The organism is Acinetobacter sp. AOR34_HL, from assembly GCF_027854795.1.
Classification (GTDB): domain Bacteria; phylum Pseudomonadota; class Gammaproteobacteria; order Pseudomonadales; family Moraxellaceae; genus Acinetobacter; species Acinetobacter junii.
Genome location: NZ_JAKTID010000021.1, coordinates 1 through 21,392, shown reverse-complemented (window position 1 = coordinate 21,392; position 21,392 = coordinate 1). Strand labels below are relative to the sequence as shown.

The window sequence follows — 21,392 nt, the reverse complement described above, 5'->3', positions numbered from 1 at the left end:
GAGTCCTTTATAGTTAAAGTGTTTGTTTGCACTCATATTTTAACTATTTAGACTCAGGTTTTTTTATTTAAAGCAAACTATGGGACAGTAGTGGCCTTCGGGCTCTTTTTTTGTATAGGCAGATGAAAAAGAATCTATTTTTCAAAATCACTATTGAATTTTAACTCAACTGACCACATCTTAGACGGATAAAAGCCGAACTTAAGAGCACTTATTTTATGTTATTCCATTTACCTAAATTTCCTGCTGAGATTCGTATAAGTCATTTAAATGCGCGCGTGAATGAGCAAAGAAAAAGAATTGCGCAAACAACAGCATCTCGTTTGGAACTTTTACAACTGGTGCAACAGCTTGCAAAAGAAGCGAAAATTCGTAAAAAAAATGATCAGAAAATTTATGTGCTCGATTTCAAAGGTGATGTACAAGCCTCTGCTGTAGATACGATTCGTGAGGAAATTACCCTTATTCTAGCAACCGCAAAAGCAGGGCACGACCGCGTTGTAGTTCGTTTAGAAAGTCCTGGTGGAATGGTACACGGTTATGGTTTGGCTGCTGCTCAGTTAGTTCGTTTACGTGATGCGGGTTTTAATGTGACGATCTGTGTAGACAAAGTAGCTGCAAGCGGTGGCTATATGATGGCTTGTATTGCCAATGAAATCATTACAGCACCATTTGCTGTGGTCGGTTCAATTGGTGTGGTTGCACAGGTTCCAAACTTCAACCGTCTTTTAAAACAACATAACGTTGATTTTGAATTGTATACGGCTGGTGAGTATAAACGTACTGTGACAATGTTCGGAGAAAATACACCTGAAGGCAAGGCGAAATTTGAAGAAGAATTGCAACAAACGCATTCTTTATTCAAGCACTTTGTTGAAAAATATCGTCCTCAATTAGATATTTCAAAAGTGGCAACAGGTGAGCATTGGTATGGTGAAGATGCTCTCGCATTAAATTTGGTGGATAAGTTACAGACTTCGGATGAGTATTTACTTAGCTTGTTACCAAAACATGATGTATACGTGATCAATACTCGCAAACGTCCGACATTTGGTGAGAAACTTGGATTACAAGCAGCGCAAATGGCAGAAAGTTTAATTCCAGCAGTACTTGGGAAAATGACTGATACTCTAGTAAAAGCAAACAATACGCTCGTTCAAATGCGCGATCCTAAATTCTAAGTTAACAAAGAAATCTTTAAACCAGCTTCGGCTGGTTTTTTGTTTTATGACATCTGATTTTAATTGATGGTCAATTAAATAAAATGACAAAACTCAGCTTTGAATAGATTGTTCTAAATGATTGCATTTGATATTTTAACGAACAGATTAAGTGCTTAATTATTCATTAATCTAAAGTTTTTAAAATAAAATTGATCAGTGGGTATAATAATGACAAGAGTTATCGTTTCTTCAAAGACGAGCCTAAACATTTTACAAGATGGACAAATCAAGGATGTCATATTAAGTCAGCCATCTATTATTCAATTAGGTATAAACCAAGAGAGTATAAAATCCATCATCAAGCAAGGCGATGATTTAGTCATTACTTTAAAAAATGGCGAGAAAATAATCATTCGTGACTTTTACAATGAAATGAATGCCAGTGAGCATACACTGGCGCTGAGTAACGCTGATGGTAGCTACTCGATTGCCGAGTTCGATGATTCGGGCAAATTTGTTCGTTACACATCATCAAGTCAAGCTGTACCTCAAGTTTCGACAGAGTTACCTACACAAGTCTCTTCAGTATCAGAACCCGCAGATGATCTTGGGATCACTAAATCGCAATTAATTAAAGGCGGATTAATAGCTCTGGCTGCTGAAGGTCTTTATCTGTTGGCAGTGAATGATGATGACGACAATAATAATGATAAAAACGATTCGACGGATATGATTGCTCCGATAACACCAACGGCTGTACTCAGTTCGGATACACAAACGATTACAGGTAAAACTGAAGCCAAAGCAAAAATTGAGATTAAAGATTCAACAGGAAAAGTCATTGCCACTGGTCAAGCTGATCAGGATGGAAACTATACTGTAAAACTGAACGAACCTTTAGTGAATGGAAGCAAAGTGGCTGTCTCTGCAATTGATAGTGCTGGTAATGTTTCGAAATCAACAGTTGTGACTGGAACTAAAGATACATTACACCTGATTCACCTTTGGCACAGCTTAATCAAGATGGCACAATTGTGACTGGAACTAAAGATACATTGCACCTGATTCACCTTTGGCACAGCTTAATCAAGATGGCACAATTGTGACAGGCAAAGCTGAAGCAAACGCAAAAATTTCAGTTTTTGATGCAGATGGCAAACTGTTGGGCTCTGTAACTGCAAATAAGGAAGGGTTATATTCTATTAAGCTTAGTTCAGCTTTAATTAGTGACAAAGGCGGTACTGTTGTCGCGGAGGATGCTGCAGGGAATAAGTCTGCGCCATCGAAAGTGATTGCTGGTAAAGATACTTTAGCTCCAGATCAACCTTTGATTGAAGTAAATGCCGAAGGAACACGTATAGAAGGGCGTGCAGAAGCAAATACTAAAGTACAAGTTAAAGATAGTGATGGCAAAATAATTGGTACTGGAACAACAGATGCTCAAGGTAAATTTGTAGTACAAATTTCACCTGCTTTGACGACAGGTAAAAAAGGGACAATTGTTTTAGAAGACAGTGCAGTAAACACATCTAAGCCTTTAGAAATAATAGCAGGCAAAGATACCATTGCTCCATCAAAAGCCACAGCGGAATTAAATCCAGAAGGAACCTTATTAATAGGCACTGCTGAAGCAAATGCCAAAATAGAAGTTAAAAGTGCAGATGGTCAAACAACTCTTGGCTCTGGAACAGTTGGAGCGGATGGTAAGTTCAGCCTGAATTTGTCACCTGCTTTAACAGATAAAAATATTGCCAAAATTTATATTATCGATTCTTCTGGAAATCGTTCAGAACCTACAGATATATTTGGTGCTAAAGATACAATTGCACCGAATAAACCTCTGCTACAAACGGTAATGGATGATATTGGCACAGTTAAAGGTGCTGTTAGTTCAGGTGGAAGTACCGATGATACCAAGCCAACATTATCAGGAATTGGTGAAGCAAAAGCAGTACTCACAATATTTGATAATGGCTATCCGATTGGGACTGTTACAGTTGGAGATAATGATAAATGGAGTTACACCGTAACGAATGATTTAGTTTTAGGCTCACACAAAATTACTTTAACTCAAACTGATGTAGCTGGTAATACCAGTGAACTCAGTGATGCCTTTAATTTCACAATTGTAGCTCCAGCTCAACCTAGTGCGCTGATGTTGAGTGATTCCGAAATCATTGAGGAGGTTCAAACTTCTCTTGTGGATTCTGTTAATTTAGATCGTCTTTTAACCGTTCCAAACATGTCAGATAGCTTTGTAGATGAGGAACAATTATCAATTCCGTTAGAGCATTTATTAATTGCAGAAGAGTTGGAAACAGATGTGATAGATCAATTATTAAATGAGTTTGATCAGAATCTTGTGAGTCAAAACTCGCTATTAGGCACTGTGGAGACGATTTCTGTGCAAACTGACTTAGCTGAGACATCTTTCAAAGAATTATTCAATGATTTAGATGTCTCTTCAAATTGGATGTTCTAAACATGGGGAAAACTCTTATTTGTTCTGAATAAGAGTTTTTTCTTTATATAGATATAGTAAACCAATCAAAATCGAACCAAGAGTTGCTAGAAACATATCTTTGTGTGCATCCCAAATGTCTCCTTGTTGACCATTGTAATTTTCGGCATCTTCTGGCGATAAACCGATTGCGATCCACCATTCAATCAACTCATAGACTAAACTCGATGCCATGACAAATTGGACAACTAATAAAAATATTGCAACGGGTTTAGATCTGGGAAAGAAGAACTCAAAACAACGGTAGAAGAATGGGTAGAGTAGTAGCCCATAAGCGAAATGTACAAAACGATCATACATGTTTCTCGACCATCCCATTGTTTGATTCAAATCAATATGGAATAGCGTTTGAAACCACTCATTGTAAGGTACGTATGAATATAAATAGTGTGCACCAACAATATGAATGAATAAAAAAGCAAGGTATAAGCAAAAACTATAGAAATCGATACCAATTTTCTTAATTGCAATAATTAATGCAATCAACATGAGTACCGTGCCAGCTTGATGCAACAGATACGATTCAAACTCAAGTGGGTGAATACTAGCGATGATGACTGCGAGGCATATAAAACCGAAGGCAATATAATGTTTTAAAGTTATTTGTTGTTCTATCATGCGAAGCGATCCAATTTGCTATCAAGCCCCGCTAGTATCCTCATGATTATTGGTTACTATAACAGGCTCAGTTCTAGGTGCAACACCACCAAGTGCTTGACATGCTTGTTTATAAAGTTGATATTTTTGTTGTACTACTTCATCGAGTGGTATGTCAAAGAGATCTTCGCCATTTTTGTATTGCTCAACATATGTTGATGCTTTTGACTTGTTTGCAGCCAAAGTTTGCTGATGAAAATTGGTAATTGATGAGGTTGCAATTTGGTTGGTTTCAATATTATTACATTCAAAACCCTGCAAAACTTTTTCTGCACGTTTCACTTCATTGGATTGACCAAAGATACAACCTGTTAAATTCAAGATTATCGTTAACAAGATAAAACGTTTCATAATTTTTTGGAGTTGAATTAGATGATGAGATTGGGGTTATTGTATATAGAATTCAATCTATAAATTAATAGTTTATGTCAGACACAAATGAAATTAAATATTCTTTTTAGACATCATTAGCAATTTCTACATTTTTTTATTGAATGCTATGTTAGCCAGACGTCTATGTTTACTTACTTGTCTTTTGATGCCTTTACAATTTTTAGCAGCACAGCAATACGACTTTTTTGCTGGATTTGAGGATCAACATACTGAAGAGATGTTTGAATCTGCTTATCCAGAAATTAAAACGGACTATTCAATTTTACACAATCAATTTTATCATGATGAACGTCTAAGAATTTATAACTATACGGCTTATCAAACTGACCAGCTGAACCAAAAAGTCTTGACGGGAGACACGATGAGTTTTGGTCTCAATGATTTATCCATTTCACTGGGTTATGGCATCGTTTATCAGATTAACCAAGACAATCGAATAGGATATGAATATTTGTCGAGTTTTCCGTTTGATCGAGGACAAATGGTTCGATTGTTTTGGTTAAGAGTCCTTTAAGGCATTTTCTGATATAAACCTGCTTTTACTATTCCTGCTTTGGTTTCTTTAATCTTTTTCCAAGAAGCAGGCAGTTTTAGTTCAGATAACTCACGATCAGCTTCTACATAAATAAAGCCATTCGCTACGATCTTTGTATCCACAGACTCAGCTAACTCTTGCCATAAATTCAAGCCATAGGGCGGATCAAGAAAAACAAGATCAAATTGTTGGTTAATTTTCTGTAAAGCTTTCTGTGCTGTGGTCACGTAGAGCTGACATTTATTGGTTTTTAATAGCTGAATATTTTGTTTTAGAAATCCAGATTGAGTGACATCGGGTTCAATCATGATAACTTCAGCTGCACCACGAGAAAGCGCTTCAAAAGCTAAAGCTCCTGAACCACTACATAAATCTAATACCTTACTATTTTGGATATCCCACATTAACCAATTGAATAATGTTTCACGTACACGATCAGGTGTTGGTCTTAATCCTTCAATAGATGCGAACGGTAATGTTCGACGTTTCCATTCTCCTCCGATAATGCGTAACTGATTTTTCATTATTCAGATACTCCATCGGCATGTGCTGTTGAGCTTACAGCAGGAGTTGAAGCAGGAGCATTTGTTGAACTAAATGTACCACTACCGCTTGGAAGTTCTGCAGGTTTGATGCCAGCTGTCATTAACCCACCACTGACTTGATGGTTTAAAGGACGAATTGGATTTTTCTTACGATTAACCAACCAATAATCAAATACTGGACGCGCAAGTTGAGCTGCTGAACCACCATGCTTACCATTTTCCCAAACTACGGCGATCGCAATTTCTGGATTTTCGGCAGGTGCAAATCCGACAAATAGACCATGATCCCACTGTCTAGAGGACAATGCTGCTTCGTTATATCTTTTGCCCTGAGCAATACTTTTTACTTGTGCTGTACCTGTTTTACCCGCAATAGAATAACGCAGACCGCCTTTGATCCCACGACCTGTACCAGATTGAATGACATCAATCATGGCAGCGTGCATATTGACCCAATCCTCATCTGTCCCATTAAACTGAATTTTTCCATCAGGAGCATTGTGAACAGGAAGCTTCTTGGCGCCTTTATGATCTCTCAAAACATGTGGTGTGACATGTGAGCCTTTGTTGGCTGTAATTGCCGTTGCCATAGCGAGCTGTAATGGTGTCGCTGTAAATGCACCTTGACCGATACTCACTGAAATGGTTTCACCTTTTAACCATTTCGTATTTCGAGTTCGCATTTTCCATTCTGGACTTGGATATAAGCCTGAGCTTTCACTCGGTAAATCAACACCAGTTTTCTCACCGAAACCGAATTGGCGCATCCAAGTATTCATTTTGTCGATTCCCATACGATACGACAAAATATAAAAGTAGGTATCACAAGAAACCACTTGGGCTTTATGTAAATTCACTGCACCATGCCCACTTTTTTTATGGTCACGGAAACGATGACTATCACCTGGTAAAGAAAAGTAACCTGGGTCTGAGATTGCGGTACTCCAATCGACCAATCCGTAATGAATCCCACCTAGACCAAACATTGGCTTGATCGTTGATCCTGGAGGATAAGCACCTTGAACAGCACGATTGTAAAGAGGTTGATCAGGATTATCCCGTAAACCACTATAGTCTTTAGTACTAATCCCTGTAACGAATAAGTTTGGATTAAAACTTGGACTTGAAACTAAAGCTAGAATTTCCCCTGTACGAGGGTCCATTGCAACGATTGCACCACGACGATCAACTAACTGTTGTGCTGCAATAGTCTGTAAACCATAATCAATAGACAAATAAAGGTCATTTCCACGTACAGGGTCTTGTCGACCAAGATGTCTAAGAACGTTACCGTGTGCATCAGCTTCTACAGATTCATAACCTGGAGTGCCATGTAATAATTCTTCGTAACTTTTCTCCGCACCAATTTTCCCGATCAGGTTTGTTCCAGCATATAAATCTTTATCAATCGATTTGAGTTCTTTGTCATTGATTCGTCCAACGTATCCAATCACATGAGCAAACAACTCTCCATGTGGATAGTAGCGAGTCATTTGAGTCTCAATTTTTACACCAGGAAATGCGTATTTAACTTCACTAAATTTGGCAATATCTGCTTCTGTGAGATTTAACTTAATCGCGATTCGTTCTGTTTTTCGAGCAGTTTTGACGCGGCTTTTAAAACGCTCAATATCTTCTTCAGTGAGACTCAAAATTGGAATAAGACGTCCTAGGGTTCCGTCTATGTCACTAACATCAGTTTTACTTAATGTGGCACTGAATACTGGATAATTGTCTGCGAGCAATACACCATTACGATCGTAGATATAACCACGTGCTGGAGGGAGGGGCTGCAAGCGAATACGGTTTTTGTCAGAAGCCGTTGTAAAGTCATCGTAATGAATAATCTGTAAATATGCATAACGACAAATCAATAAAAGTAGGAAAACAACGACAACTGAAATCGCAAAAAAAATTCGACCCTTATAAATGCGCTTCTCTTGTTGCATATTTTTTAAAGGAAAGTGCTGTTTCATAGGGTATCGACTTAAATTGCAGAATGGCAGAGAACGAAAGTGGGCTATTTTAACGTAAGTTGAACGATCTTACTGTAGATTTTTCAACTGATCATATAAATGATGGTGCGACAGTTTTTGACTTTGCAGACATGAAAATTGTAGGGTCTTGTATATTAGAAGCAAAATAATTCTGTTAAAGTCTGAAACTGTTTGAAATAGGAATGTCTAAGACACACTCTTAGGGAAAATGGAGAAAATAATGAAAAAACTTTATCTTTTATTAGCGGTTATGTCGTTGAACACTGTTGCTTACGCAGACGAAAATCCTTATTTGCCTGAGCCAAAATTAAAAGACGCTAAAGTTTCAACATGGAATGTTGGTGCAGGTTTCACTAAAAAGTTACTACATGGCAATGTTGAATGGGTTAATCCATATGGAATTGCTTATGCTAAAGCAGGTGTGTTTTTGAATGATGACAATCCTGCAGGTGGTCAGGTTGGATTTCGTTATCCATATCATTTAACTGGTACAGATAAAAACGGATATTACATCGGTGCTTATGCGGGGCACATTGAAAGCAAACAAATTAATGGAAAAGAAAAAGCACGTCTCGGTGCAGGCGTAGATTTAGCCTATGTTTGGCTAAACCCTGAACGTATCAGCACATTTAGTGTAGGAATTGGTGCTGGTGAGAGAATGAAAAATGGTCGTGGAGAGGTAATTGAAAAAACTGAACCAACGATTCAATTCTCTTATACATTAAGTTTTGGTTTGTAAGTGCTGTACTGATTGTTTAGCCCACAAGCCATAATCTACTAATAATTTTGAGAGTCATGCATGTTTGATTACGTCAATGAATTGTGGCAGATTTTCCTCGCTCGCCCAGATTTTTGGGCAGTTCTGAGTATTATTCCAGTAACTGCTTTTGTGACATGGGCGCATGTGTGGATGGCTTTAAAAATGGTATTTTACCCAATTACTTTTTGGGGATTCCATTTAGGTCCATTACCCGTAGGCTGGCAAGGAATTGTACCTCGTAAAGCAGGGCGTATTTCAGGCATCATTACAGACAATACATTATCTAAGTTAGGCTCATTGCGAGAGTTTTTAGAGGCAATGGACCCCGAAGACATGGCTATGATCATTGGTGAGCAAGTCGGTTTCGAGCTTGAACACCTCATTGACGAAGTCATGATTGATCGTAATGCGGTTTTATGGGAAAACCTACCTTATTCGATTAAACGTCGTATTTATGCTCAAGCACATAAACAATTACCAAATACCTTAAAAGAACTTGTGACTGAGCTGACCATGAACGTCGAGTCACTTGTTGATATGCGAGAAATGGTTGTTCGCCAAATGGAAGGTGATCGCCGTTTGATGGTACGAATGTTCCTAAAAGTTGGTCAAAAAGAAATCAATTTTATTTGGCACATCAGCGCATTGATTGGTATGTTCTTTGGTATTTTCCAAATGATCGTTTGGTTTGTGGTGCCATGGCATTGGACTGTACCATTTTGGGCTGCAATATGGGGTTTCCTAACCAACTGGATTGCAATTTGGATGGTTTTCAATCCTATAGAACCTCACTATATTCGATATCCTCAGATTTTCCGCCTGACTAAAGATCGTAAATTCCCTTGGATTGTCCCAGTCTTGAAAATCGGTACATATAACGTTCAAGGTGCATTTATGAAACGTCAAGAAGAAGTTTCTGATGTGTTTGCTAGTGTGGTTACGGAAGACCTTATTACGCTTAAATCGATCATGACAGAAATGATGTATGGGGCGAAGAAAGATAAAACTCGTCGAATTGTCAAGCGTCATATCAATGAAATCATGGAAACCCCATTAGTCAGAACATCATTACAGTTATCATTAGGTCCTAGAGAATATGCTAGACTCAAGACCGACTTGATTGATCGCTCAATTGAAATTACCATGGGGCCTGTATGTGATCCTGCATTAAATGCAAGCCGTGCACAGAAAATCTTTCAAATGTTTAGAGATCGTATTCGTGAGCTAACACCGAAAGAGTTCCAAAACTTATTGCGTCCTGCGTTTCAGGAAGATGAGTGGATTTTAATTGTGTTGGGTGGTGTGACTGGTTTTTTAGCAGGTTTAATCCATTTATTTGTTGCTTTCTTATAATTAATTTGATGTTGGTTGAGCAATAAGTCTGTATGATATTGCTCAATTTAAGATTTATTGTTTTTAAATGAGGATGTTCTTTATGCGCATTATTTTACTCGGACCACCTGGGGCAGGAAAAGGTACTCAAGCTCAGTTGATCTGTAAGCGCTACAATATCCCACAAATTTCAACCGGTGATATGCTCCGTGCTGCAATTCGTGAAGGTACTGAACTTGGCTTAAAAGCGAAAAGCGTTATGGAGTCAGGTGGTTTAGTATCCGATGAATTGATCATTGGTCTGGTGAAAGAGCGTATTGCTCAACCTGATTGCGCTAACGGTTGTATTTTTGACGGTTTTCCACGTACGATTCCACAAGCTGAGGCATTAGAAACAGCAGGAATCTCTATTGATCACGTGATTGAAATTGATGTTCCTGATGAGGAAATTGTTCAACGACTTTCTGGTCGTCGTCAGCACCCAGCATCTGGCCGCGTATATCACTTAGTTTACAATCCACCTAAAGTGGAAGGTAAGGATGATGAAACTGGCGAAGACCTAGTACAACGTCCTGATGATCAAGAAGAAACAATCCGTAAGCGTTTAGCTTCTTACCATAGTGAAACTGAGCAATTGGTTGGCTTCTATCAAGGTCGTGCTGCTTCAGGCGAAAATGCACCGACTTACGATAAGTTGAATGGCTTGCGTGCGATTGATGAAGTTCAAAAAGATCTTTTTGCTATTTTGGATAAATAATCTAAACAGCAAATTTAAAAGAGCTCTTTAAATAGGGCTCTTTTTATTTTGGAGAGGTAAATGTTGAAGTTTGTTCTTATCCTTGTCGTTATTTTAAGTGTTTTACTGTTACTTTTTCTATTATACCAAAGTCAAAAAATGCTACGTCATGTGCAGAAACAGCAGGCGATTGAAAATAAAAAATATGGCAAGCCACGCCAGTTACACCCAAAATTACAGCAGACTAAAAAAGATCAGGAGTAATGTATTTCTTTGAGTTTGATGGGCTTTGTCGCTCCAAACTCAAAACGATCTTTCCAATTACAGACATCGGCTACGATACATTCACCACATTTCGGTTTACGTGCGATGCAACAGTAACGACCATGTAAAATAAGCCAATGATGTGCATCAACAATGAATTCTTTTGGAATAACTTTGATGAGTCGATGTTCTACTTCTAGAACATTTTTTCCTATCGCAAGTCCAGTGCGATTACCGACACGAAAGATATGCGTATCGACCGCCATAGTTGGATGACCGAAAGCTGTATTCAAAACAACATTCGCTGTTTTTCGACCCACACCAGGAAGTGCTTCGAGTTCTTTACGTGTTTCTGGAATATTTCCTTGATATTGATCAACTAAAATTTGACAGGTTTTAATGACGTTTTCAGCTTTAGAGTTATAGAGACCGATGGTTTCAATATAACTCTTTAATCCTTCAACACCGAGATTTAGAATGGATTGTGCTGTATTGGCAATAGGGAAAAGTTTATCAGTTGCCTTATTGACACTCACATCAGTGGCTTGGGCTGAAAGCATAACTGCAATCAATAATTCAAAAGGAGATGAGTAATTGAGTTCAGTTTGTGGAGTCGGTCTTTGTTCTCGTAAGCGCTCGAAGAAAGTCTGAACTTGCTTCTTAGTCATATTTTTACTCGACATTTAGACCTCCTGTAATTCTTTTAATTGTGTTTGAAGGGCATCAAGTTGTTCTTGCTTTTGCGGATCAAGTCGAACACTTAATTGTTTCTCCAGTTTTTTGATTTGAGTTCGTATTTTGGCGAGCTCAATAGTAGTTTTAGCATCTTGTGCGCTATGGTCTTTTGCTTTTTCAGCTAATGTTATAGTCGGAACATTTTTCAAAGCCTGTGAAAATTGTGCGAAAAATTCAGTGTCAATTTCGGCTCTAACTACAGGACCTTTGCGGTCGATACGACGTTTTTCTTCACGTTGAATATGTGCGTAGTAACGCTGACGAAGATTGTCCTGCTCGTTAATACGTTGATCCTCAGTGGGGATGGGATTGTTATCAGGGACGAGGTCAATACAATCAACAGGGCAAGGAGGGATACAGAGCTCACAGCCTGTGCACAAATCTGTCAGAATCGTGTGCATGAGCTTACCACTTCCGATAATTGCATCAACAGGACAAGCACTAATGCACTTGGTACAACCAATGCATTCATCTTCGCGAATAATGGCTTTCATTTGTTGTGGGCGACCATCAGCTTGGATATCCCAAACACTCGATTCAGCTATTAAACGCGGTCGATCAAGTAATTGAGCGAGTGCATCTGCTACAGGTTGCCCGCCAGGTACACATTTGTTTGCTGCTTCACCTTCGCTAATCGACTTTGCATATGGCAAACACCCATCACGGTGTCCACATAAACCACATTGTGTTTGAGGCAGTAATTGGTCTATTTGAACGATAAGAGAGACTTGCTGATCAGAAAGTAACATAGAAGCAGTGAGGTGAAAGTAAGAGCAGAACTGAATTATAACAAATAATCCTTTATTTAGAGACTGTGGATTTATTTAAACAATAAGTAGAATTTTTATCTGAATTAAAATGGTGCTTCATTGGTTTTATTTTGGTGCGATTTTATTTTTAAAAATTAGTTATTTTCACTTTTTTGTTAATTATTCATGTATATTTCTAAGTATTTATAAAATAAATAATGAATATCTATTGGATTAAATCTTTGAAAATTATATTTAATTTTATTTTATAGAGGAAGTGCTTTGCTTGTCTGATAGTAATTTATAGTTGTTTTATGAGATATTCTACTTTGGTGCAAAAATGGCACTAATTTGAATCATAGACTCGGGGGTGAGTGTTGAAATACGGTAGCTTAAATGAATTCTTGGATTACGTGAAACGCAGAGATCCTCATCAACCAGAATTTCTACAAGCTGTAGAAGAAGTTATGATGAGCCTGTGGCCATTTATCCAGAAAAACCCTAAGTATGCACAATACGGTTTACTTGAACGACTGATTGAACCTGAACGCGTGATTCAATTTCGTGTTTCTTGGATGGATGACCAAGGTCAAACTCATGTAAATCGTGCTTTTCGAGTTCAATATAATTCAGCGATTGGTCCTTTTAAAGGTGGGATGAGATTTCATCCTTCAGTTAATTTATCGATTTTAAAGTTTTTGGGATTTGAGCAAACTTTCAAAAATGCACTTACAACTTTACCGATGGGTGGTGGTAAAGGTGGTTCAGATTTTGATCCAAAAGGAAAATCTGAAGCCGAAGTGATGCGCTTTTGCCAAGCCTTGATGATTGAGTTATATCGACATTTAGGTGCAAATACAGATGTTCCTGCGGGGGATATCGGTGTAGGCGGGCGAGAGGTCGGTTACATGGCTGGCATGATGAAAAAGTTGAGTAACGATACTGCATGTGTTTTTACTGGGAAGGGAATTTCCTTTGGCGGTAGTCTTATGCGTCCTGAAGCAACAGGCTATGGAACGGTTTACTTTGCTGAAGAAATGTTGAAAACACGTGGCGAAAGTTTTGATGGCAAAACGGTATCAATTTCAGGTTCCGGTAACGTTGCTCAATATGCTGCTGAAAAAGCCATGTTCCTCGGTGCAAAAGTCGTAACTTTATCGGATTCAAATGGCACTGTTTATCTCAAGAACGGATTTACAGAAGAATTACTTACAGAAGTAATGGAACTCAAAAATGTTCAACGTGGACGTATTTCTGAGTTTGCTTCAAAGCATGGTTTTGAGTATTTTGAAAGTCAGACACCTTGGCATATTGCTGTTGATATTGCTCTACCGTGTGCCACACAAAATGAATTAACGGGTGCCGATGCTGATAATCTATTAGCAAATGGCGTAATCTGCGTAGCTGAAGGTGCAAACATGCCTTCTACCTTGGAAGCTGTCGAAAAATTTATTGCAGCGAAGATTCTTTATGCTCCTGGTAAAGCCTCAAATGCTGGTGGAGTTGCAACATCAGGACTTGAGATGTCACAAAATGCTCTTCGTTTTGGTTGGACACATGGTGAGGTAGATGAAAGACTTCATGCGATTATGAAAGACATTCACGCAAACTGCTTACGATATGGTACTCAAGAAGATGGTACTGTGAACTATGTCGATGGTGCAAATATCGCTGGTTTTGTCAAAGTAGCAGATGCAATTCTGGCTCAAGGGATTTATTAATCTTTGAACAAAAAATCCGATGCAGATGCATCGAATTTTTTGACTGAGATTATGATTATTTAACGATTTCTTGTTCAACAACCATATCTAATACATCAGCAAGACTTGACTGATCCGCTGCCGGATTTTTTATCTCAAAACGTTTTACTCGTACGATCACGCGTTGCTTAGGATTGTGTTCAAACCCTTCAATTTGACCGTAGTATAAAGACCAGTTTTTATCAGTATATGTTTTGATACCTTTTTCGTCGTATTTAACTTCACGTACTTGCATACAAGTTTGTGGTGCAACGCCTGTACATGATTTAGTTTCAGGTGAGATTTCTAAAAATACGGTTTTAGGCTCTGATTGATATTTTGTTTCAGGTGTCATTTTACCGATGAAATTATATTTTTGACCTTTAGCATCTGTAAGCGTCAAAGTCGGTTCGTGTAAGTTTGTAGTATTCACTTCAAATGGGATTTGACGTTTTTGTAATAATTCACCTGTAAACTTCTCTTGCTGCATCAGTGCTGGTTCACATGCCATCATCGTTGATGCGCCATCACCTGTCACGATCAAACCATTCTCGACTTTCCAAGATGTATTTAAGCGGTTACAGCCTGTATCTACTGATAAGCGATCATGATTTAAGAATGTTAGAACGATAGGTTTTTGTGTATTTGTCGGCTGGTACGACCATATGTAATTGCTTAATACATTTGCATTCACAATTTTAGTTCCTGTAAATACATGTTTTTGCCCTTTACTGTCTGTTACAGTCAGGATTGCTTGATCATTGCTTGTACTAAGTGAAAAAGGTACTTTCTTTTCGCTAAAAATATCAGATGACAAACGCTCTTGTTGCATTAAATCATCAGCACACGCCATCATGGTTGAAACAAGAGGTGAAGTGACAATTTTGTTGCCTTCAACTTTCCAAGTTCCACCTTGATTATTACAACCTGTTTGAATCGTTACTCTTTGATCAGCGTTAAATGAAAGCACTAATGGTTTTGAAGCTGTAGAACCTTGATAAGTCCAATTATATTCAGTTAGATTTTTTTCAGCATTTGAGTTGATTTGAGAAACTACACCGTCAGTTACATTTTGTACTGTTTGACAAGCCATCAAAGAAAGAGGAAGTAGAGCAAGAACTAAATATTTAATTTTCATCGTTAAAACAACAGTTAATAAATCACAGCCTTAAGCTTAAAGTATTCTTAAAAAAGAAAATGTAATCCAGTTAGCGGTTAAGTTTGTTAAATGTATCTGATTGTAATTTTTAGAAAAGCATAATAGATACTGAGGTTTAAACGAAATTGTTAAACCTCGATTTAAATATTTGGTAAATAATCATCTTTAGTCGAAACGATAGATATCCATGCCAAGTGAGCCCATCGAGAAACTACTGTGCACGATATTAAATCGATGACCTGTGCCCATAGCGAAAAAAAGTGGGGCAAAATGCTCAAGCGTAGGGTGGTTACGTTCTATAAATGGCAATGAAGGCCAATCAAGGACAGCATCAAAATTTTGATGTTGGAGTCGATTGACGACAGTATTTCTAAAAGTACTAGCCCAAGTAGGAACTTGAGCATTTGTATGCCATGACAACTCAGCCAAATTGTGCGTTATGCTTCCTGATCCGATTAATAAAATCTGTTGTTCACGCAGGGGAGATAAAGCTTGTCCAATCTTGTAAATTTCTTTTGCATTCATTTTTGTTGGCAGTGAAATTTCTATCACTGGAATATCTGCATCTGGATACATATGTAATAAAGGCATCCATACACCGTGATCACGAGGACGTGTGCTATTGGCATGTGCCTGAATACCAGCTTCTGCAAACATGGATAATATTTTTTCAGCAATTGTTGGTGATCCTGGTGCTGGATAGCGAATTTCATAAAGCTCTTTAGGAAAACCTCTAAAGTCATGCCAAGTATCTGGTCGAGTGGCAATATTGACTTCAAGAACTTGACTTTCCCAGTGTGCAGACATGACAACAATCGCTTGTGGCTCAGGTAAGTTGATACTCAAGCGATGTAGTGCAGGACCAACCTGCTCTGGATCTAGTACAAGCATAGGCGAACCGTGGGAGATAAATAAGCCTGGTAAAGTTTGCACATTCATAATGGGGCACCTGATCGAAATTACCTATTTATCCTGACAAAAACATCAAGACAATGATAGCGGATTAAACTCAACAGATTGTTCTATAATCAGAACAACCATATTCAACGTTAAGCACGATGGTAGGGATGATGATGGTTAATGCTCATGGCTCTATACAATTGTTCAATTAATAAGATTCGAACCATTGGGTGAGGCATCGTTAATTTAGATAAAGACCAATGCCATGCTGCTGCTTTGCGTACTGCATCAGAATGTCCGTCAGGTCCTCCAATTGCGAGTGCAATATCGTTACCATCAAGCATCCATTGTTTCATGGTATCGGCAAGCTTTTCTGTACTGAGTTCTCTGCCACCGACTTCCAGTGCAATTAGGGTTTCATTAGGTTTGAGCGCATTTAAGATACTCTCACCCTCGATTTGACAATATTTTAAAATATCTGCTTCTGAATCATTTTTACCACGTTTAGCCATAGGTAATTCAATGACTTGGGTTTGAACGAAAGGCTGAATTCGTTTGAAATAATCCTCAAACCCAGTGAGAACCCATGCAGGCATTTTTTGCCCAATAGTCAGAATACGAATCTTCATAAAATTTAAAGGTAAAAATAATTTATGCGGATTATAAACTGAGTCGAAGTTGCTAGGTAATTTAGATCTAAGTAATAGCTGTAATAAAAACTAAAAAAAGAAAATTTATACTCGCCATAAAAAACGCAGCTCAAAATGTGTATGAGCTGCGATCAAAGTGCCTTCCGTCTGGAGTTCAGAGGGCACTAAAAATTAGTTTCAGAGTCAATGTTAGCCTTTATTTTTATCGACTCTATTTTATTATGCAATAAATTGGTTGTTTTTCAATCAAATTATGTAACAAAAAAGAGAGCCGAAGCTCTCTCTTTAATCATGATCTTTACATCAATGACGTGCAGCTTTTGCATCTTCAACTGGTTTAACAATTGGTGTCTTAGGCAATGGCTTTGGTGTATCTGTCAACGCCAAAGGTAAGATTTCATCAATGCTTTTCACAGCTTTGATTTCTAAACCTTCTTTTACGTTATCAGGTATTTCAGCCAAGTCACGTACATTGTCTTGTGGAATAAATACAAGTTTGATTCCACCGCGGTGAGCTGCTAAAAGTTTTTCTTTTAAGCCGCCAATACGTAATGCGCGACCGCCTAAGCTAGTTTCACCTGTCATCGCAATATCAGGGCGAATTGCGATACCAGTAAACGCTGACACTAGCGCTGTAGTCAAAGCTAAACCTGCCGATGGACCATCTTTTGGTGTCGCGCCTTCTGGTAAGTGGACATGGACATCAGTTTCATCGAAACGTGATGCTTCAATACCCAACTCATCAGCACGAGTACGAACAACTGTCATCGCAGTGGTAATTGACTCTTTCATTACATCACCGAGCGAACCCGTAGTAATGAATTTCCCTTTACCTTTTACAGCTGCGACTTCAATAGTCAATAACTCACCACCAACAGATGTCCAAGCCAAGCCATTTACACGACCTACTTGGGCTTCATCTTCTGCGATGCCAAAGTCGAACTTATGTGGACCTAAGTATTCAGGAAGATTTGCCGATGTCACATCAAGCTGTAAGTTTTTAGATTTTTTGCTGACTGCTTCTTTAACAACTTTACGTGCAATTTTAGACACTTCACGTTCTAGACTACGTACACCCGCTTCACGTGTATAACGTTGCACGATGTCACGAATCGCTTCTTCATGAATTGTTAATTCTTTTGCACGTAAACCATTGTTCTTGATTGCTTTCGGAACAAGGTAGCGTTCAGCAATATTTACTTTTTCATCTTCGGTATAACCCGGTAGACGAATGACTTCCATACGATCTAGCAAAGCTTCAGGAATATTCATGCTGTTAGCTGTACAGATGAACATTACTTCTGAAAGATCAAGATCAAGATCTAAATAATGATCGTTGAACTTGCTATTTTGTGATGGATCTAATACTTCAAGCAATGCAGAAGCAGGATCGCCACGATAGTCTTGTGCCATCTTGTCAATTTCATCGAGCAAGAATAATGGATTCTTCACACCGACTTTTGTTAAAGACTGCACAATTTTACCTGGCATCGCACCGATGTAAGTACGACGATGACCACGAATCTCAGCTTCATCACGCACGCCACCTAGCGCCATGCGTACAAACTCACGACCTGTTGCTTTAGCAACCGATTCACCTAGTGAGGTTTTACCTACACCCGGAGGACCAACTAGACAAAGAATAGGACCACGGAGTTTTTTCACACGTGATTGAACAGCAAGGTATTCAACAATGCGATCTTTAACGTCATCTAGACCGTAATGATCTGCATCCAGAATTTCTTGTGCTTTTGCCAAGTTAATGCTGACTTTGCTTGCCTTGTTCCAAGGTGTATCTAGAATCACTTCTAAATAGTTGCGAACAACTGCCGCTTCACTTGAAGCAGGTTGCATTGCTTTGAGTTTACGAAACTCAGCTTCAGCTTTTTTACGTACATGTTCAGGTAAGTCAGCTTCAGCAAGACGCTTCTCAATCTCAGCAACATCATCCTCAGCACCGCCGTTCATATCAGACAGTTCACGTTGAATGACTTTCATTTTTTCATTTAGAAAGTATTCACGTTGGTTTTTTTCCATCTGACGTTTTACGCTGTCGTGTAGGGTTTGTTCAATTTGCTGTTCAGCAGATTGATTCATCAAATAACCCATCAACTCTTGTAAATGTGCCTCGAACTCATCGTGCTCTAAAAATTTCTGTTTGACTTCGATATTTAAAGGCACACGAGTTGCAACGAAGAACATCAATTGCAGAAGATCTTCAATCTTGTTTGCAGCCGCAACAAGTTCTCGTGCATTCCGAAGTTTAGCTTCTGCATATTGAGCAAAGAGTGTACGTAATTCATTTAAGCGAGTTTCTTTACTTTCTTGATCCAAGTCCACTGTCATTGGGCTTAAATGATGTTCAGCAGTCAGATACTCTTCACCATCAATGATACGCTCTAGCTTCGAACGATGTAGTCCTTCAATCAATACTTTAATGCAGTTTTCATCATTCTCATGATTGACCACTTGAACGATTTTAGCCACAGTTCCGTACTGATACAGATTATCGTGATCAATTTCTTCTGTAAGCGAATCTTTTTGCGCAACTACAAATACTAAATTGTCACCGTTACGAGCCACATCCACTGCATTGATCGATTTTTCACGACCCACGAATAGCGCAATTTGCATGTGTGGATAGACCACAACATCACGCAATGCTAATAGTGGTAATACACTTGGAACCTGTGGCTCTAAGCTTGTTTCATTATTTAAAATATATTCAGACATGGGCACTCCTAATGAGTGACAACGGTGTTGCCATGTTTTTATAGTGATGTGCATTTCAAAAATTACAAGGGTTTTAGAGTAGAAAATATAAAAAAAGACAAAATTAGTTGGTTTTAATATTCAAATAACTCTAAAAATAATGTTTGTGAGATGGTGTGATGAGTGCATCAAGTGGTTGGTCCCAGATGTTGCGGTGTAAAGTTTCTTCAATATATTGAAAATCATGTGCTATCCCTAAACGAAAGGGAAAATGGCGGGCTGATGCAAGAGTACGGTCATAGAATCCGCCACCCATACCAATTCGAGTACCATGATGATCACAAGCGAGTAGGGGCATGATCAAAAGATCCAACTTTGAAACATGATGTCCACGACTAGCCATTGGTTCTTTCATACCCAAAGGATGATGGGAAAAGCGTTTGTTTTTATATTGTTGGAGATTGATTTTTACCCAGACTAAATTCTGATTCATGTTGCAAATCATGGGTAAATAAACATCTTTGTGATGTTGGAAACAAAGTTGAATAATTTTTTGAGTACGTATTTCCCCAAATGCATCTAGGTACAGACCAATTTTTTGAGACGTTTTAAATTGTGGGGTGTTTTTAAGTCTGTTTAAGATCTGATGTTCGTTTTTTTTATGTTGTGAAATACTGACATTTTTACGTTTTCGACGAATGTCACTGCGCAGAGATTTCAGATGATCTTTCATAGATGCCACAACAATTTTAATTACTGTAAATCTTACTTGATTTAATCCCTATATTTAATCAGATTGCTCATCTAAATATTTTTTATGACCGGAAAAGCTTCCACGCATTTTTTTAAAGCGCTCCTCAAGAGGTCTTGAGTCGCGCTATAAATTTTTTTGGTAAACATTTTATTTAGTGTTTACTGAATAGTCTAAATTAAGCTAATGCATAAATTATTATTTCTTTATGAAAATATCGAATAAGAACAATGCTTTTTTGAACATGTGAACCGTACCGGGTTTGTCGGAGACTTTTTATTTAAGTTAGGCCACCTGACCTAACAGATTAATTTTATCATAGTACATTGCTTCAAACTCAAAAGGCGACACATAACCCAGTGCACTGTGTACACGCTTTTTATTGAACCAATCTACCCAGTTTAGTGTCGCAAGTTGTACATCTTCTAAACCTTGCCAATCTGCTTTTAAATATTCAATCACCTCTGTTTTGTATAAGCCATTCACTGTTTCAGCCAAAGCATTATCGTATGAATCACCAGTCGTACCGACTGATGCTCTTAAATTTGCTGCTTCTAAACGATTGGTATAGCGAATAGAAAGATATTGCACACCTCTGTCGGAATGGTGAATCACGTTCTTTGGCATGCCTCGATCATGCAATGCCTGCTCCAATGCATCGAGCACCATATCTGTATTCATTCGTGTAGATACTTTCCATCCAACAATGGCTCGTGAGAACACATCAATAATAAATGCGGTGTAGACCCAGCCAGAATTGGTTTGAATATACGTAAAGTCACTGACCTGAGAAGCATTGCTTCGCAAGGGTCAGCTCGATCAGCACTAAAATTCCGTTTCACTAAATCATCTGCTCGTTTTTGATCATCTCGGCTGCGGGTAGTTTGTTTGTTCTTACCATGCCAAACACCTTGTATATCTAGCTTTTTCATCAATCGAGCAACTGTACAACGTGCAATAACATAGCCTTCACGTTTCAATTTTTGCCAAACTTTACGTACACCATATCGACCTAAACTTTCTTTCCAAATACGTTTGATTTGCTCTGCATGATGTAAATCATGCAGAGCACGTTTCGCTCGATGTTCTGGGTT

18 protein-coding genes and 2 pseudogenes are annotated in these 21,392 nt (G+C 38.3%); 8 read left to right on the top strand and 12 right to left on the bottom strand.

Features of this window, described 5'->3' with window-relative positions:
- Window positions 1-218 precede the first annotated feature (218 nt).
- Window positions 219-1,181, top strand: coding sequence for a protease SohB (sohB, locus tag MKL32_RS02485; protein WP_004912525.1), 963 nt, complete (start codon window positions 219-221; stop codon window positions 1,179-1,181).
- Between the two features lie 210 nt (window positions 1,182-1,391).
- Window positions 1,392-3,645, top strand: a pseudogene (locus tag MKL32_RS02480) (Ig-like domain-containing protein).
- 15 nt (window positions 3,646-3,660) lie between these two features.
- Here MKL32_RS02480 and MKL32_RS02475 read toward each other — a convergent pair.
- Window positions 3,661-4,302, bottom strand: coding sequence for a DUF2238 domain-containing protein (locus tag MKL32_RS02475; RefSeq protein WP_270900130.1), 642 nt, complete (start codon window positions 4,300-4,302; stop codon window positions 3,661-3,663).
- Between the two features lie 21 nt (window positions 4,303-4,323).
- The gene (locus MKL32_RS02470; protein WP_004912518.1) at window positions 4,324-4,692 is read right to left on the bottom strand and encodes a hypothetical protein; all 369 of its coding nucleotides are present in this window, start codon (window positions 4,690-4,692) and stop codon (window positions 4,324-4,326) included.
- A 187-nt stretch (window positions 4,693-4,879) separates the two neighbouring features.
- Here MKL32_RS02470 and MKL32_RS02465 point away from each other — a divergent pair, with 187 nt between their 5' ends.
- Window positions 4,880-5,248, top strand: a complete 369-nt coding sequence (locus MKL32_RS02465) for a hypothetical protein (protein ID WP_227555242.1) — start codon at window positions 4,880-4,882, stop codon at window positions 5,246-5,248.
- Here the strand turns inward: MKL32_RS02465 and rsmD are convergent.
- Both rsmD and mrdA read right to left on the bottom strand, forming a co-directional pair.
- Window positions 5,245-5,793, bottom strand: a complete 549-nt coding sequence (rsmD, locus tag MKL32_RS02460) for a 16S rRNA (guanine(966)-N(2))-methyltransferase RsmD (RefSeq protein ID WP_004912511.1) — start codon at window positions 5,791-5,793, stop codon at window positions 5,245-5,247. The two genes, MKL32_RS02465 and rsmD, sit on opposite strands and share 4 nt — an antisense overlap.
- Window positions 5,793-7,790 carry a penicillin-binding protein 2 gene (gene mrdA, locus MKL32_RS02455; protein ID WP_270900129.1) on the bottom strand — a complete coding sequence of 666 codons (1,998 nt, stop codon included), beginning with the start codon at window positions 7,788-7,790 and terminating at the stop codon, window positions 5,793-5,795. Before mrdA ends, rsmD begins: the two co-directional genes overlap by 1 nt.
- Window positions 7,791-8,031: 241 nt before the next feature.
- On the opposite strand from mrdA, the gene MKL32_RS02450 reads away from it, so the two are divergent.
- The 4 genes from MKL32_RS02450 (at window position 8,032) to MKL32_RS02435 (ending at window position 10,903) form a co-directional block, all read left to right on the top strand.
- Window positions 8,032-8,550 (top strand): hypothetical protein, encoded by a 519-nt coding sequence (locus tag MKL32_RS02450; protein WP_004956295.1) that lies wholly within the window; start codon window positions 8,032-8,034, stop codon window positions 8,548-8,550.
- Between the two features lie 60 nt (window positions 8,551-8,610).
- Window positions 8,611-9,924: a hypothetical protein gene (locus MKL32_RS02445; RefSeq protein WP_112987198.1), complete on the top strand. Its 1,314-nt coding sequence runs from the start codon at window positions 8,611-8,613 to the stop codon at window positions 9,922-9,924.
- A gap of 82 nt (window positions 9,925-10,006) precedes the next feature.
- A complete protein-coding gene (gene adk / locus MKL32_RS02440; RefSeq protein ID WP_004912504.1) occupies window positions 10,007-10,660 on the top strand; it encodes an adenylate kinase in 654 nt (217 codons plus the stop codon).
- Between the two features lie 60 nt (window positions 10,661-10,720).
- Complete coding sequence (locus tag MKL32_RS02435) at window positions 10,721-10,903, top strand: hypothetical protein (RefSeq protein WP_270900128.1); 183 nt, start codon at window positions 10,721-10,723, stop codon at window positions 10,901-10,903.
- Here MKL32_RS02435 and nth read toward each other — a convergent pair.
- Both nth and MKL32_RS02425 read right to left on the bottom strand, forming a co-directional pair.
- Window positions 10,894-11,586 (bottom strand): endonuclease III, encoded by a 693-nt coding sequence (gene nth / locus MKL32_RS02430; protein WP_270900127.1) that lies wholly within the window; start codon window positions 11,584-11,586, stop codon window positions 10,894-10,896. The genes MKL32_RS02435 and nth overlap by 10 nt on opposite strands.
- A complete protein-coding gene (locus MKL32_RS02425; protein WP_004912494.1) occupies window positions 11,587-12,387 on the bottom strand; it encodes an RnfABCDGE type electron transport complex subunit B in 801 nt (266 codons plus the stop codon).
- A gap of 374 nt (window positions 12,388-12,761) precedes the next feature.
- Between MKL32_RS02425 and gdhA the strand changes: the two genes are divergently transcribed.
- Window positions 12,762-14,108 (top strand): NADP-specific glutamate dehydrogenase, encoded by a 1,347-nt coding sequence (gene gdhA / locus MKL32_RS02420; RefSeq protein ID WP_270900126.1) that lies wholly within the window; start codon window positions 12,762-12,764, stop codon window positions 14,106-14,108.
- 55 nt (window positions 14,109-14,163) lie between these two features.
- On the opposite strand, the gene MKL32_RS02415 is transcribed toward gdhA, so the two are convergent.
- From MKL32_RS02415 to MKL32_RS02390, 6 genes and pseudogenes are all read right to left on the bottom strand, one after another.
- Window positions 14,164-15,264, bottom strand: coding sequence for an META and DUF4377 domain-containing protein (locus MKL32_RS02415; protein WP_270900125.1), 1,101 nt, complete (start codon window positions 15,262-15,264; stop codon window positions 14,164-14,166).
- 186 nt (window positions 15,265-15,450) lie between these two features.
- On the bottom strand, window positions 15,451-16,224 hold the full coding sequence (locus tag MKL32_RS02410; RefSeq protein WP_270900124.1) for a DODA-type extradiol aromatic ring-opening family dioxygenase: 774 nt from the start codon (window positions 16,222-16,224) through the stop codon (window positions 15,451-15,453).
- A 110-nt stretch (window positions 16,225-16,334) separates the two neighbouring features.
- Complete coding sequence (gene rlmH / locus MKL32_RS02405) at window positions 16,335-16,814, bottom strand: 23S rRNA (pseudouridine(1915)-N(3))-methyltransferase RlmH (RefSeq protein ID WP_270900123.1); 480 nt, start codon at window positions 16,812-16,814, stop codon at window positions 16,335-16,337.
- 324 nt (window positions 16,815-17,138) lie between these two features.
- Window positions 17,139-19,568, bottom strand: a complete 2,430-nt coding sequence (gene lon, locus MKL32_RS02400; protein WP_039048259.1) for an endopeptidase La — start codon at window positions 19,566-19,568, stop codon at window positions 17,139-17,141.
- Between the two features lie 130 nt (window positions 19,569-19,698).
- Window positions 19,699-20,280 carry a 5-formyltetrahydrofolate cyclo-ligase gene (locus MKL32_RS02395; protein ID WP_004963152.1) on the bottom strand — a complete coding sequence of 194 codons (582 nt, stop codon included), beginning with the start codon at window positions 20,278-20,280 and terminating at the stop codon, window positions 19,699-19,701.
- A gap of 303 nt (window positions 20,281-20,583) precedes the next feature.
- Window positions 20,584-21,392: pseudogene (locus MKL32_RS02390) on the bottom strand (IS3 family transposase); the annotation flags it as partial.